Below are 13,455 nucleotides of genomic sequence, written 5' to 3' on the forward strand. Positions count from 1 at the left end.
CGTTTTCGTGTTAGTGAATCCGTATTCATCCGTGTGCCATTTCGCAAACCAGAACTTCGACTCCGCTAAGTCTGACACACGTAAAAAACAAAAACATCGAATAAAAAATCCGTATTAATCCGCGCTTTTGCGATAGCAAATCCGTTTCATCCGTGTGCTATCTCGCAGCAATTTCACAACTATTTAGCCGCTAAAATAACACGAGCCTTTTCTAAATCTTCAGCTGTATCAATCCCAATACCTACATGAGTAGTTTCGACCATTTTAATACGTTTTCCGAATTCTAAATATCTTAGTTGTTCCAGTTTCTCAGAAGCTTCTAAAGATTTCATTGGAAGACTGTAAAAGTCTAACAAAGCCTGTTTTCTAAAAGCATAAATCCCAATATGTTGAAAATAACGCACGCCAACATCCTTATCTCTTGGATACGGAATTACTGATCTTGAAAAATACAATGCAAATTGCGACTGATCTACAACAACTTTTACATTATTAGGATTATTAATTTCGTCTTCATCTGTGATTTCACGCATTAACGAAGCTAAATCGACTTTACGATCTGCATCGTTCTTAAAAACCGACAAAACTTGTTCTAATGGTCCGGCTTCTGTAAAAGGTTCGTCTCCCTGAACATTTACTACAATATCAACATCTAAATTAGCAATGGCTTCGGCAATTCGATCACTTCCAGATTCATGTTCTTTGATACTCATAATGGCTTTTCCGCCATTTGAAACGATTTCATGAAATATAAAATCAGAATCTGTTACAACAAATACATCATCAAAAAGTTTTGTAGCAACAGTTGCTTCGTAAGTTCTTAGAATTACAGTTTTTCCTCCAAGATCCTGCATTAATTTAGCAGGAAAACGTGTTGATGCATATCGCGCCGGAATTACAGCTATTATTTTCATTCGTACTATCTTTAATTTTCTATTTTTTTTATTTTCTGTGAAAAACTTTGTGCAGCTTTGTGCTATAATTTACCACAGAGGGAAACCAAGTTTTTCACAGAGATTCGCAAAGTTTTTTTACATAATTTTCACCGAAGTCATACTTAAGGATCCAGCTAATAATTTATCATTAAACAAACTCAAATCTTCTGAATCTTCTTTTAAACCTAAAGTATAAAGCAAAGGCAGATAATGTTCAGGCGTTGGAATTGCGAGCTGGATTGCTTTATTCATTCTTTCGAAATCAATTAAAGGCTGAAAATTTCCATCTAACAAATAATTATTAATCGTTTCGCGTGCTTCAATTGCCCAATCGAAACCATAATTATCCTTGTCAAAGTTTCTAAAATCGACCAAACGTAAATTGTGAACTATATTTCCGCTCCCGATGATTAAAACCCCTTTATGACGCAAAGATTGTAACTTCTGAGCCAACTCAAAATGGTATTGTCCTGATTTTGTATAATCAATACTCAACTGAATTACAGGAACATTCGCTTCAGGATATAAATGCTTAATTACGCTCCATGCACCATGATCTAAACCCCAATGTTCGTCTAAATCAACATGAACCTGTTCTAGTATTTTTTGAGTTTCTAATGCTAATTCCGGACTTCCTTTTGCAGGATATTCTACATCGAATAACGCCTGCGGAAAACCTCCAAAATCATGAATCGTTCTTGGCATTTGCATCGAAGTAACTTTGGTTCCGTTTGTAAACCAATGCGCCGAAATACATAAAATTGCATTGGGCTGTGGCAATGTTTTGGCAAGATCACGAAAACCTGCCACAAACTGATTTTCTTCAATAGCATTCATTGGGCTGCCGTGTCCTAAAAACAAAACCGGCATTTTATCTGTATTCGAGAACGTAGATGAAATCGAATGTAAGTCATTTAATGTTGTCATTTTAAAATTGTTTTGCCCGCGGATTGTGCGGATTAAACGGATAAACACAGATTTTTTTGCCACGAAGACACGAAGTCACAAAGTTTTTCTTAGCCACAAATTACTTTTTATAAACTAATTAGTGCTAATTCGTGAAATTAATGTTTTATTCTTCAAAACTCTCGTCTTTAAATCCTATCAAATATAATTTATTTTTGGCACGCGTCATCGCCGTATAAAGCCATCTGATGTAATCACGATCGATTCCGTTTGGTAAATAAGGCTGTTCGATAAAAACAGTGTTCCATTGCCCTCCTTGTGATTTGTGACACGTAATTGCATAGGAAAATTTCACTTGCAATCCGTTGAAATATTCGTTCTCTTTAACCTTTTGGAATTTCTTGTATTTCGTCGATTCTCCTTCATAATCTTTCATTACCTCTTCATACAAACGATTTGATTCTTCGTAAGTTAATGATGGAGATTCACTTTTAATGGTATCCAAAAGTAATACTGTTTCAAAAGGTTTCTGATCCGGATAATCGACCATTCTGATCTTTACTCTTGCAAAATTGAAACCATAAAGTTCTTTTATACCGAACAATTCTAAAACCTCGATAATATCACCATTGGCAATAAATCCGGCTTCATCAGTATCTTTTAACCAAAAATAATTATTCTTCACGACCATCAAAAAATCACCAACAGAAAGTTCACTTTCTTTAAACAAAATTCGGGTTCTGATTTGCTCATTATATTGATTGGCACGTTTATTTGAACGCACAATAAAAGCCGTATCTTCAATACTATAATTACTATATGCAGAATTTATAGCATCCTGAATATCATATCCATCTGTTAAACGAACGATGTCTTTGAACTTTTTAACGTTGAATTTAAACTCGGTAATAAAACTATCTTTTAGTAATTCGCGCAGTTCAGTTGCGTTGAATAAAATCCCTGAACTTTCCTCCTGACGCATAACTTCGTCCAATTCTATATGTTCAATTTCCTTATCATAATGAATGCCCAAAGTCTGTATATCAAGCGCCGGACTAATATCTAAATTCACCGGCGGCAACTGTGCAGTATCTCCCAAAAGAATCATTTTGCAATTAGTTCCTGAATACACGTATGAAATCAAATCATCTAAAAGAGATCCATTATCATACAATTTAGAATCTGAATTGCTGTCTGAAATCATCGAAGCCTCATCGACGATAAAAATGGTGTTCTTGTGCTTATTTAATTGCTTTGTAAAAGCCACACCTCCACCAGCTGATTTTTTAGGAAAATATATTTTTTTATGAATGGTAAAAGCTGGCGTATTCGAGTAATTGGCAATTACTTTTGCCGCACGACCTGTTGGTGCCAGCAAAACAAACTTTTTATTGATATCTCCCAGATTATTTACAATCGTAGAAATCACAGTCGTTTTTCCTGTTCCTGCATATCCTTTCAAAACAAAAATCGTATCGTTATGCGTATCTGTCAGGAAAATAGCAATTTTCTGAAAAAAAATATCCTGTTTGTAAGTTGGTACAAAAGGAAATCTTTTTTGTAAAACGCCGTAAAAAAGTGATGAATTCATAAGGGAAAATTGAAATACAAAGTTCGGCTTTTTTAATGGCAATATCAATGTCAATTACAAAAATCAATTTCAATGTCAATGGAAAAAATAACGAAAAACCAAAATCTGAAATAATTTTTTTAAAAAAAATTAATACTTTCAAAATTTAAAACGTTATAAAATTATTTAAATTAATATTGAATTTCATTTTTGATTTTTCCCATTGACATTGACATTGATATTGATATTATTATTTATTTTATTTGTAAGTTTGTAATCGCCTTAAATTCTTTCTTGCAAAACAGGTAACGAATTGTAAATCAATATGTCATTGCAAAATACAAACATCACTTCTAAAAATTACAAAAAGCTTTCTATTCAGGTTTCATTGAATGGATTTTCGTTTTGTTGTTTTGATACACTAAATAATACCATTACAGCTTTTAATGAAGTCAACTTTGATAGTGCACAAAAAGCATCTAAAATCGAAGAATTATATAGTTTAGCTTTTAAAAAATTTCCGGAGTTAAAAGAAACTTACGACGAAATTTTAGTAATTCACAACAATAATCTTTCGACTTTTGTGCCCACTGCTTTATTCGACGAAGATTACTTAGGCAGTTATTTACAGTACAATACAAAAGTTTTTGAAACCGATTTTTTTACTTTCGATCAAATTTCAAAATACGAAATGCACTCCGTTTATATTCCGTACATCAACATTAATAATTTCCTCATTGATACTGTTGGTTCGTTCGACTACAAACACGTCAACAGCATTTTAGTAGAGAAAATTTTGGAAAGTTCAAAAAATAACGACCAGAAAAAAATGGTAGTGAATTTCAATCCAAATCATTTCGAAGTTATCGTTGTTCAAAATCAAAAGCTTTTATTATTTAATTCATTTGAATACCAAACGCCTGAAGATTTTATTTATTATTTGCTTTTTACAGCCGAACAATTGAGTTTAAATCCGGAAAGTTTTCCACTTGAATTGTTAGGTACAATTCATCAAAACGACGCGTTTTATGAAATTGCATACAAATATATCCGACATATTTCATTCTTGGATGTAAGCACTTTACAAGAAAAAAACAGCTTTTCAACTGCACAGAATCAAAAACATTATATCTTATTTCAATCATGAGAATCATTTCAGGAAAATACAAAGGACGACGCATTTTTCCGCCAAAAAACCTTCCTGTAAGACCTACGACCGACATGAGTAAAGAAGCATTGTTTAATGTTTTGAATAATCATTTTAGTTTTGAAGGCCTGAAGATTTTGGACCTGTTTTCAGGAACGGGAAACATTAGTTTCGAATTCGCTTCACGCGGAAGCGCACCAATTACATCTGTTGATGGAGATTTTGGATGCGTAAAATTTATCAAACAAGTTTCATCAGAATATGATTTTGACATTGCTGCAACTAAAAGCGATGTTTATAAATTTCTGGATAACTGCAAAACATCTTATGATATTATTTTTGCCGATCCTCCTTACGGATTAGATCAGGCTGCGTTTGAAAAAATTGTTCTGACGGTTTTCGAAAGAGAATTGCTTCACGAAGACGGAATGATGATTATCGAACATTCAAAATATACAAAAATGGAGCATTTGAGTAATTTCTCTTTTCAGAAGAATTATGGAGGTTCATTTTTTAGTTTCTTCGAATTAAACTCTACAGATGATGATGAGGAACTGACGATTAAACTGGATAAAGCTACAGAAGACGACGAAGGTTAATTTTTATTTAAAACATAAAAACTCCCTTGAAATTCAAGGGAGTTTTTATGTTTTATTTCAATCTATCTGAACTTTCTTCCATGGTTTTTCCTTTGAATTCAGATTCCTTCACCTTTCCAAAAGAATATTTCATCGAAAGTGAAATCTCATGCTCATCAAGGAAATAACGTGATTTTGAAGAAATTCCGTTAATAGTAAATTCTTCCTGCTGAACAATGCTTTTAAAAACATTATTACAGCTCAAAGTACAATTTAATTTTTTAAAAAAAGTCTTGGAAATTGCCGTATCTACAATAAATCTTCCACTTGTTTCATAAACGCCGCTATTTTGTTTTGTAACTCCGCGCAACGCTAAAACAGCCGAATATCCTTTTGGAAGTTTAAACTCATTATTAGAATAATAATAAAAATAGGGTTTTGATGATACAAACACCGCTGAAGCATCTTCTATCTTCTGTGAAACAAAAAGAAGTGAATTCGTAATTGTCCAGAATTTATAAGTAAAAGGCAACTCAAAATCAAGCATGAATACAGATTCCTTGTCGAAATTGACATCCTTAAAAGTCATAATATTTTGTTCTTTATCAAAAAAGAAACTACTATAAACGGGATCTGTATTTTGATAATACGTGAATTTCACAGATTTATCATGATATTGAAAAGTAGATGAAATTTCATTAACAATTGCCGGGTCCAGATTAATATTTCTTGCATACAGAAAGTTTGGATTTATGTAAGTTGTTCCCTGACTTAAAGAGGAATAGTTGGGCCTCGAAATACTTTTGGCCAAATTTAAACTAATACTTTTTACACTATCTATTGCAAATGAAAACTGAGCTTTCGGGAAAAATTTTGTATAATTTTTATCAATTAAAGGCACAAGATCAGTTTTAAATTTTCCGTCTACATTTGTATTCTCCACTCTAAATCCAATTGAGAAATCTACTTTCTTAACCTTTCCTGAAAATTGACTGTAACCAGCTAAATTTTGCTCTTTAAAATCATAATGGTTCACTTCATTAGTATTGTTTTCATAATAAAATATGTCAGAATCTGATTTAGAATCCGCTGAAGAATATAATCCTCCAATTTCAAATTTCATTTCATTTTTAAACTTTTTTTCTATATCAATTCTGCCTGAAAAAACATTTACCTCAAATTTTTGATCCCGAAGTTGTGCCAATTCAAACTGGGTATTATCATAATTATTTTCGACATTACTCCACAATCCCTGATCGAAATTTGAATATTGAAAACCTGTAAAAAGCTGCGTATCAATTGATTTTATCCTTTTATTATAATTCAAAAATGAATTAACAAAATTCTTTTTGCTGTTATTATCACTAAAAGTAATAATATGATTTTCAATATTTTGGTTTTTATTATCCGTAATTGTGTTGATAGGAAAAATGTCTTTCTGCAATTTACTATTGACGCTAAACGAAAAAAAATCATCTTCGTTCATTTTATAAAATAAGCTGCCGCCAAAAATAAATCGCCTTTTTTTAGAATTCGCCATAACATCATATTTAGAAGCAATTTTAGCGGATGGAATTTGATAGTCAATACTATGATTTTCCCAAGGATTGAGTTGGTTGTAATTAAAATTAGTTTTCCATTCCAGTTTATTCTTTTTGAAACTGGAATTAAATCCGAGATAATTATTGTAATTCTTTTTCAACGAAGCCACCTCAGAAACTTCAGTTCTAAAACTATCTTTTTTACTAAATTTTCGTGTAATTAAAATCACTGACCGCCCTTCGGCTTCATATTTTGAAGATGGATTCTGGATGATTTCGATGGTTTTAATATCGGCTACAGCCAAAGCATTCAAATCGTTCATTCCAACTTTTTGATTATCAATATAAATCAAAGAATTTCCTCTGCCAATAACCGACATACTTTCTTTATCAGCGCTCACCTGAACCGTTGGTAATTTTGCCATTAAATCAATTGTATTGGGAATCGAATTATAAATAGAATTAGCAACGTCCACCTTTATATTTCCGTTTGTATTGGTGAAAGTTTTTTTGTTTTGATTAACAACAACTTCATTTAGTTTATTCGAAATACTATCTTTCGGAGTTTCATTCTGAGAATATCCCATTAAAGAAATAAGGAAAAACAAGAGAATTAAAAAAAGTTTTAAAGGCAAATAAAGGTTCATTTTTGGTTTGATTAAGATTGTAATCCTGCAAAAGTGCTTCTAAAAAAATGTTCTGTAGGTTAATTGAAGGTTAATGCGGAGTTAACGCACTTTTGGAACGGTAAAAAGATTATTTTTGATTTTGAAAATAGCCCACAGATTTTACAGATTGAACTGATTTACACAATTCACTTATTATAAAATCTGCTTAAATAATTTTTTAAATCTGGGAGAAAAAAATCAGTCTAAACCAGTTAAATCCGCTTCATCCGCGAGCCATAAAAACTAATGAAACAAAGGATCAACTTATTAATCGCGTTTTCTGTCATTGCTTTAATCGTTTTATCAACGGTTCAATGTTATTTGGTAAAAACTACTTATGATTATAAAGTAGCGCAGTTTCATACTGAAATCAAAAATGAAATTGCTAAAATTTCTAATAATTATAGTGATATTGATTCTGTAATAGTTGCAAAAAAAGAAGCGCTTTACAAACAACTATCACAAAATTATATTCAGAAGAAAAATACGAGGCTTGAAGTAAAAAAATATATTCTTGAAAATGAATATCGGGATGTTTTGACACAGAAAATCCAACGTAAGTTTGAAATGGAATTACCCAATTTAAAAATAGATTTTGCCATTGTACTCAATAAATTTATTCTATCTCAAAACACCAAAAAGGCAGATACTATTTTCTCTGAAAAACCTCTTATACAAAACAAACTATACGGCAATCTTGCGTCATTAAATCATGCTTTTTTAGTTCGCAATTATGTTGGAACCACAAATGGTTTTTATGCAAATCAGGATTATCAATTATTGACCGAGGATTCTATGTACATCTCTGTAATCGATTGGGAAATGATTATTTTAAGACGAATGATGATCGTTCTGATTTTGTCCTTACTTTCGATTTTAACCCTGATAACGCTTTTTGTAATTGCCATAAAAGCTTTAATCAAACAAAAAAAAGTAAACGAAATCAAAACTGATTTCATCAATAACATCACGCATGAACTTAAAACGCCTTTGGCTACTTTAGGAATTTCGACTAAAATATTAGAACGAAAAGACATTCGTGATAATGATGAAAATTTTAATACAATTGTCAATACCATTTCACGTCAGAACAATCGTTTACAAAATTTAATCGATCAGGTCATGGCGAATTCATTGGCCGAAAATGGAATCGACTTACAAAAGGAAACAATAGAAACCGAAGATTTTATAGCTACAATAGTCAATGATTTTAAGATTACTTATCCTGAAATCGATATTAAAACCAGTTTTCAAACCCAAAACACAAATCTTGTTCTGGATAAATTTTATTTGACAACGGCACTTTTAAACGTACTGGAAAATGCCGTAAAATATGGTTGTAATACGATTACAATAAAAACAAAAATACATCAGAATCAATTCTCGATTAGTATTGAAGATGACGGAATTGGAATTGAAAAGAAAAAGCAATCACTTCTATTTGAAAAATTCTATCGCGTAGAACAAGGAAATCTGCACAATACAAAAGGATTAGGTTTAGGATTGTATTATGTCGATCAAATTATAAAAGCGCATCAGGGCTCAATTAACGTTGTGAGTGATTTAGGAAAAGGAACTCTGTTTACTATTTTATTAAAAGTTTAATTACATTATTTTGAAAAAATTACTTTTAGCGGAAGACGATTTTGATTTTGCCGCAATTTTAAAACAATATTTAGAACTGCATCAATTTGAAGTAATCTGTGCAGAAAATGGAGAAATAGCTTTGGACTATTTTAAAAACCAGACTTTTGACATTTGTGTTTTTGATGTCATGATGCCAAAAATGGACGGATTTTCATTGGCCGAAAAAATAATTACAATCAATCCTGAGATTCCATTTGTTTTTTTAACGGCAAGAAAGTTAAAAGAAGACAAAATCATTGGATTAAAACTAGGTGCAGACGACTATATCATCAAACCTTTTGAAGTAGACGAACTGGTGCTGCGCTTGCAGAATATTCTAAAGAGAATCGAACAAAAGAGAAGTCTGGACGGAAATAATATAATTGAAATTGGTTCTTATATTTTTGATAATGAAAGATTGACCCTAAATAATAAAAATCATGTCCAACAGCTCACAGAAATGGAAGCTTCACTTATTGAATATCTATATTTAAACCATAACCAGTTATTAAAGAGGGACCAAATTTTAATGTCGGTTTGGAAAAAAGATGATTATTTCTCAGGGCGAAGTATGGATGTTTTTATCAGCAGACTAAGGAAATATTTTAATTCAGATCCAAAAATCAGCATTGAAAGTGTTCGAAATATTGGTTTGGAATTTAAAATAATACCTTGAAAAATAAATCAACCTCAAGTTTACTGTGAATGATATAAGTTTTTTACATCAATTGTATAACATTTTCATTTTATGAAGATTATACATTTGTACAGAACATTAAAACCAAACATCATGAACCTAAAAAGATTTTTCGGAGGATTATTAACCATCCTCGGGATTGTTGGTTTGATTTACACTGCTGTTATATTTGCAGGTACATCAGGCGAAACACGAGATATTAAATCATTAATTATTTACGGTATACTTGGAATCGTATTTTTCATGTCTGGAATCAGTTTAGTTCGCGCTACAAAAGACGAAGCATAAACTTTTCAGGACAATAATATACCTGATATTTTTTCGTACAGAGGAGTTTTTACGCCATATTTTACACCTTCACTCACAACGAATTTTGTAAGCGAAGATGCTTCTATTTTATTCCCTGCCAAATAATCCCTGTGCATAGATGAAGTCGCTTCTTTAGGCGATTTTTCTAGTTTTAGAATGGTTTGATTTACGATATCTTCGGGTAAACTCAAACCTTTTGCTTTCGCAACTAATTCGATTTCATTCAGCAATTCTACATAAACCGCTTTAGATTCCGGATTGCTTAAAATCTTTCCAATATTCTGATTGAGATAAGAAGTTGCAGAGGCTAATGCAGATATAAAAATGAATTTTTCCCAAACGGTTTCTTCAATATTTTCGGCAATATAACTTTCGATTTTTGCGTTTTGAAAAATACTTTGTAATTCATTTATTTTTGAAGCCGAAACTGTTTTTGAACCAAAGAACAACTTTTCATAAAAACCAATTTTACGAATGGTTCCAGGCGAAAAAATCATCGAAATAATATAAACGCAACCATGTAAAACTTCATTTTCAGGAAATAGTTCAAGAATGCGTTCCGGCGCATCAACGCCATTATATAACGGAAGAATTATAGTTTTTGAAGTAATGCATTGCTGTAACGAAAGCAAACTGTCCTCAATATCATACGTTTTGGTAGCGCAAATTAAATAATCTAATTCGCCAATTTCATCCGGATTATTAGAAACTAATTTTGGGTAAGCTACCATTTCAGCATCATCTGTAATGATTTTTAATCCGCTTTCAGCGATTGCTTGTTTTGTTTCACCACGAGCAATAAAGATAATTTCGATATCATATGATTTATAATAGGCTTTTGCCAAAAGTCCTCCAAAATAGCCACCTACTCCACCAAGTCCTAAAATTCCGATTCTTCTCATAAATTCCAAATTTAAAATTCCAAATTCCAATACTATAAAAAATGCGCAGACTAACTGATAAACAAAACACAAACCAATAAAAAAATCTGCAAAAATCCGCGCTTTCGCGAAAGCGAATCAGTCTCATCTGCGTGCCATTTTCCACACAGCTAGCAAGCCATTATTCTCCTGCAACAGGTTCTAAATTCAATTCAATAAAATCTTGTTCACTTTTAGAAATTACAATTGTCGCCACCGTATTTCCTATCAAATTCGTTATGGCACGCGCTTCGCTCATAAATTTATCAACGCCCAATAAAAAAGCCAAACCTTCGACCGGAATTTTATGTAAAGCCGTCAAAGTCGACGCCAACACAATAAATCCGCTTCCGGTAACGCCCGCCGCACCTTTTGAAGTAACCATCAGAATCCCGATTACGCTTAATATTTCGAAAAAACTCAAATGAACATCATACAATTGCGCCAAAAATATCACCGACATCGACAAATAAATCGAAGTTCCGTCGAGATTAAAGGAATATCCGGTAGGAATCACCAATCCCACAACCGACTTACTGCAGCCCATTTGTTCTAGTTTTACCATAATACTTGGTAAAGCGGCTTCAGAAGATGAAGTTCCTAAAACCAGCAAAAGTTCTTCTTTAATGTATTTTAAAATCGACAGCATGCTAATTTTATAATACCTTAAAATACTTCCTAAAACCAGAAACACAAACAAAGCCATTGTCAAATAAACACACAACATCAATTTCCCAAGCGGAATCAAAGTTGCCAGTCCAAACTTACCAATTGTAAACGCCATTCCGCCAAAAGCACCTATTGGAGCCAGATACATTACGTATTTCAAACCTGTAAAAACCACTTTTGAAACACGTTCTAAAACCAAAATTGTCTGTTCACGTTTTTTATAAAAATTCAAGGCAATTCCACAAATAATTGCCGCCAATAAAACCTGTAATGTAAAGTTCGAAAAGAAAAATTGCAGCCACGAAAAATGTTCGGCATTTCCTTTTGTATATTGACTTGCATCGCCAAGAGTCAAACCTGATCTGTCAATTTTTCCGGGCTTAAAAAAATAAGCAACGCTAACGCCAATTGCCACGCAACTGTTGAAACTACCTCAAAATATCCGAGAGCTTTGATCCCAATTCGCCCCACTTTTTTAAGATTTCCCATTCCGGAAATTCCCAAAACAATCGTCAGAAAGATAATCGGACCAATAAAAAGTTTGATAATATCGATAAATCTTTTTCCTAATATTTCCATTTTTACCCCATTTTCAGGAGAAAAATGTCCAAGCAAAATACCGGCGATAATAGCAATCAATACCCAAAAAGTAAGATTGGTAATTATAATTTGAAAAGTACTTTTTTTAGGTTTATTCGAAGATTCTGGAGCGGTTATATTCATGAAGATAGATTAGGTATTTCACAAATATATAAAAAATGCAGACCTATAAGCCGGATTCTGTCCCTGATAAATCAGAGCCTTATCATTTATCTAGATTCCGCATTACTACGGAACTCAAGCTACCTACCCTTCAACAACGGACGAGAAGCCCTTAAATGCTGATATACTTGGTATTTCACCGCATAGAGTTTACCTGGTTTCACTACAGCATTACCTGTACATACTTTCTGTTGCACTTGTCCTTGTCCCGAAGATTCGGGACCGACGGGTGTTACCCGCTATGCTTCTCTCTGGTGTCCGGACTTTCCTCCCCCCAACGAATTGAGCGACGATAAGGCGGTCTGCGCGGCAAAAGTAGCGATTTATACCCTAACAATAATGATTTTAAATTTTAGATTTTCGCATAAAATTCGCAACGATTTAATTTTAAATTAGTTATCTTTAAAATCCATAATTTTAAAATTCAATTATCATGACAAGAATGTATCACTACGCAACTGTTTCAAAAGCTTTAGATCAACTTCATGAAAAAGGATTTACATGTGATTTTAATCTGAACTCAGATCTGATTAAAAAAAATCCTGAAAAATTTGAAATTGTACATGTGTATCGATACGAAGGGGAATCAGACCCTGGCGATGAGGCAGTTGTATACGGAATTAAATCAACATCAGGCAAAAAAGGCGTGTATGTAGCAGGCTTCTCCGCCGACTCAGATCAGGAAACCGCAATGCTTTTAAATGATTTGACCATTAAAGGAAGATAATAACAAGTCGGTGAGTTTAGAGATTGCTTTAAAACTCACCGACAAAAATAATTTTACGATTTTAAACCGTAATTTTCAAACTATCAATTTTTCCGTCCTTCAATTCAAAATGATATTTTAAAATAATTGGGCTTCCTTCAAAATTTCCGCTCACTTTTGTTTTTACAATAGTTGTATCAGCTATTAAAAAATCTAAAACTTCAAGTTGAGTCTGATACATTTCATTTGTTTTTTCATTCCATTTCTTTATTTCGTTTTGACCTTTATGCGTTTCATTTTCATCAAAAACCAAAGCCGATTCCGAGAAACATTTCGCGTAAGCTTTACTATCAAAATTTGATTGTGCTGCAATTAAATCTAAAATTATGTTCGGTAAATTCATCACTATTCTTTTATTAAT

12 protein-coding genes, 1 other RNA gene and 1 pseudogene are annotated in these 13,455 nt (G+C 32.4%); 6 read left to right on the forward strand and 8 right to left on the reverse strand.

Annotated elements, in window-relative coordinates; genetic code table 11:
* Nucleotides 1–179 precede the first annotated feature (179 nt).
* The 3 genes from kdsB to KHA90_RS09245 form a co-directional block, all read right to left on the reverse strand.
* On the reverse strand, nucleotides 180–914 hold the full coding sequence (kdsB, locus tag KHA90_RS09235; RefSeq protein ID WP_213298281.1) for a 3-deoxy-manno-octulosonate cytidylyltransferase: 735 nt from the start codon (nucleotides 912–914) through the stop codon (nucleotides 180–182).
* 117 nt (nucleotides 915–1,031) lie between these two features.
* Complete coding sequence (gene ygiD / locus KHA90_RS09240) at nucleotides 1,032–1,862, reverse strand: 4,5-DOPA-extradiol-dioxygenase (RefSeq protein WP_213298284.1); 831 nt, start codon at nucleotides 1,860–1,862, stop codon at nucleotides 1,032–1,034.
* Between the two features lie 145 nt (nucleotides 1,863–2,007).
* Entirely contained in the window at nucleotides 2,008–3,432 is a 1,425-nt protein-coding gene (locus KHA90_RS09245; protein ID WP_213298287.1) for an ATP-dependent DNA helicase, read from the reverse strand.
* Between the two features lie 304 nt (nucleotides 3,433–3,736).
* Here KHA90_RS09245 and KHA90_RS09250 point away from each other — a divergent pair, with 304 nt between their 5' ends.
* Entirely contained in the window at nucleotides 3,737–4,558 is an 822-nt protein-coding gene (locus KHA90_RS09250) for a DUF3822 family protein (protein ID WP_213298290.1), read from the forward strand.
* Nucleotides 4,555–5,157 carry an RsmD family RNA methyltransferase gene (locus KHA90_RS09255; RefSeq protein ID WP_213298293.1) on the forward strand — a complete coding sequence of 201 codons (603 nt, stop codon included), beginning with the start codon at nucleotides 4,555–4,557 and terminating at the stop codon, nucleotides 5,155–5,157. Before KHA90_RS09250 ends, KHA90_RS09255 begins: the two co-directional genes overlap by 4 nt.
* A gap of 52 nt (nucleotides 5,158–5,209) precedes the next feature.
* On the opposite strand, the gene KHA90_RS09260 is transcribed toward KHA90_RS09255, so the two are convergent.
* Nucleotides 5,210–7,324 carry an outer membrane beta-barrel family protein gene (locus tag KHA90_RS09260; RefSeq protein ID WP_213298297.1) on the reverse strand — a complete coding sequence of 705 codons (2,115 nt, stop codon included), beginning with the start codon at nucleotides 7,322–7,324 and terminating at the stop codon, nucleotides 5,210–5,212.
* Between the two features lie 267 nt (nucleotides 7,325–7,591).
* On the opposite strand from KHA90_RS09260, the gene KHA90_RS09265 reads away from it, so the two are divergent.
* From KHA90_RS09265 to KHA90_RS09275, 3 genes are all read left to right on the forward strand, one after another.
* Complete coding sequence (locus KHA90_RS09265) at nucleotides 7,592–8,950, forward strand: sensor histidine kinase (protein WP_213298300.1); 1,359 nt, start codon at nucleotides 7,592–7,594, stop codon at nucleotides 8,948–8,950.
* Nucleotides 8,951–8,960: 10 nt separating this feature from the next.
* Nucleotides 8,961–9,647: a response regulator transcription factor gene (locus KHA90_RS09270; protein WP_213298303.1), complete on the forward strand. Its 687-nt coding sequence runs from the start codon at nucleotides 8,961–8,963 to the stop codon at nucleotides 9,645–9,647.
* Between the two features lie 72 nt (nucleotides 9,648–9,719).
* A complete protein-coding gene (locus tag KHA90_RS09275) occupies nucleotides 9,720–9,956 on the forward strand; it encodes a hypothetical protein (protein WP_244860283.1) in 237 nt (78 codons plus the stop codon).
* A 5-nt stretch (nucleotides 9,957–9,961) separates the two neighbouring features.
* Here the strand turns inward: KHA90_RS09275 and KHA90_RS09280 are convergent, their stop codons facing one another.
* The 3 genes and pseudogenes from KHA90_RS09280 to rnpB all read right to left on the reverse strand — a co-directional run bounded on the left by KHA90_RS09280 (nucleotide 9,962) and on the right by rnpB (nucleotide 12,637).
* Entirely contained in the window at nucleotides 9,962–10,879 is a 918-nt protein-coding gene (locus KHA90_RS09280) for a ketopantoate reductase family protein (protein ID WP_213298307.1), read from the reverse strand.
* Between the two features lie 160 nt (nucleotides 10,880–11,039).
* A pseudogene (locus tag KHA90_RS09285) lies at nucleotides 11,040–12,181 on the reverse strand (cation:dicarboxylate symporter family transporter).
* A gap of 138 nt (nucleotides 12,182–12,319) precedes the next feature.
* Nucleotides 12,320–12,637, reverse strand: an RNA gene (rnpB, locus tag KHA90_RS09290) — RNase P RNA component class A.
* A gap of 124 nt (nucleotides 12,638–12,761) precedes the next feature.
* Here rnpB and KHA90_RS09295 point away from each other — a divergent pair.
* Complete coding sequence (locus KHA90_RS09295) at nucleotides 12,762–13,055, forward strand: SH3 domain-containing protein (protein WP_213298310.1); 294 nt, start codon at nucleotides 12,762–12,764, stop codon at nucleotides 13,053–13,055.
* 61 nt (nucleotides 13,056–13,116) lie between these two features.
* Here the strand turns inward: KHA90_RS09295 and KHA90_RS09300 are convergent, their stop codons facing one another.
* Nucleotides 13,117–13,437, reverse strand: a complete 321-nt coding sequence (locus KHA90_RS09300; protein ID WP_213298313.1) for a nuclear transport factor 2 family protein — start codon at nucleotides 13,435–13,437, stop codon at nucleotides 13,117–13,119.
* Between the last annotated feature and the right edge of the window lie 18 nt (nucleotides 13,438–13,455).

Origin of the sequence: Flavobacterium psychroterrae, from assembly GCF_018380615.1 — a bacterium.
GTDB classification, from domain to species: Bacteria; Bacteroidota; Bacteroidia; order Flavobacteriales; family Flavobacteriaceae; genus Flavobacterium; species Flavobacterium psychroterrae.

Coding starts and splice junctions, on each gene's coding strand:
- KHA90_RS09260 (WP_213298297.1), bottom strand. CDS start 7,324: ATGAACCTTTATTTGCCTTTAAAACTTTTTTTAATTCTCTTGTTTTTC.
- KHA90_RS09300 (WP_213298313.1), bottom strand. CDS start 13,437: ATGAATTTACCGAACATAATTTTAGATTTAATTGCAGCACAATCAAAT.
- KHA90_RS09265 (WP_213298300.1), top strand. CDS start 7,592: ATGAAACAAAGGATCAACTTATTAATCGCGTTTTCTGTCATTGCTTTA.
- KHA90_RS09280 (WP_213298307.1), bottom strand. CDS start 10,879: ATGAGAAGAATCGGAATTTTAGGACTTGGTGGAGTAGGTGGCTATTTT.
- kdsB (WP_213298281.1), bottom strand. CDS start 914: ATGAAAATAATAGCTGTAATTCCGGCGCGATATGCATCAACACGTTTT.
- KHA90_RS09245 (WP_213298287.1), bottom strand. CDS start 3,432: ATGAATTCATCACTTTTTTACGGCGTTTTACAAAAAAGATTTCCTTTT.
- KHA90_RS09295 (WP_213298310.1), top strand. CDS start 12,762: ATGACAAGAATGTATCACTACGCAACTGTTTCAAAAGCTTTAGATCAA.
- KHA90_RS09255 (WP_213298293.1), top strand. CDS start 4,555: ATGAGAATCATTTCAGGAAAATACAAAGGACGACGCATTTTTCCGCCA.
- ygiD (WP_213298284.1), bottom strand. CDS start 1,862: ATGACAACATTAAATGACTTACATTCGATTTCATCTACGTTCTCGAAT.
- KHA90_RS09250 (WP_213298290.1), top strand. CDS start 3,737: ATGTCATTGCAAAATACAAACATCACTTCTAAAAATTACAAAAAGCTT.
- KHA90_RS09275 (WP_244860283.1), top strand. CDS start 9,720: ATGAAGATTATACATTTGTACAGAACATTAAAACCAAACATCATGAAC.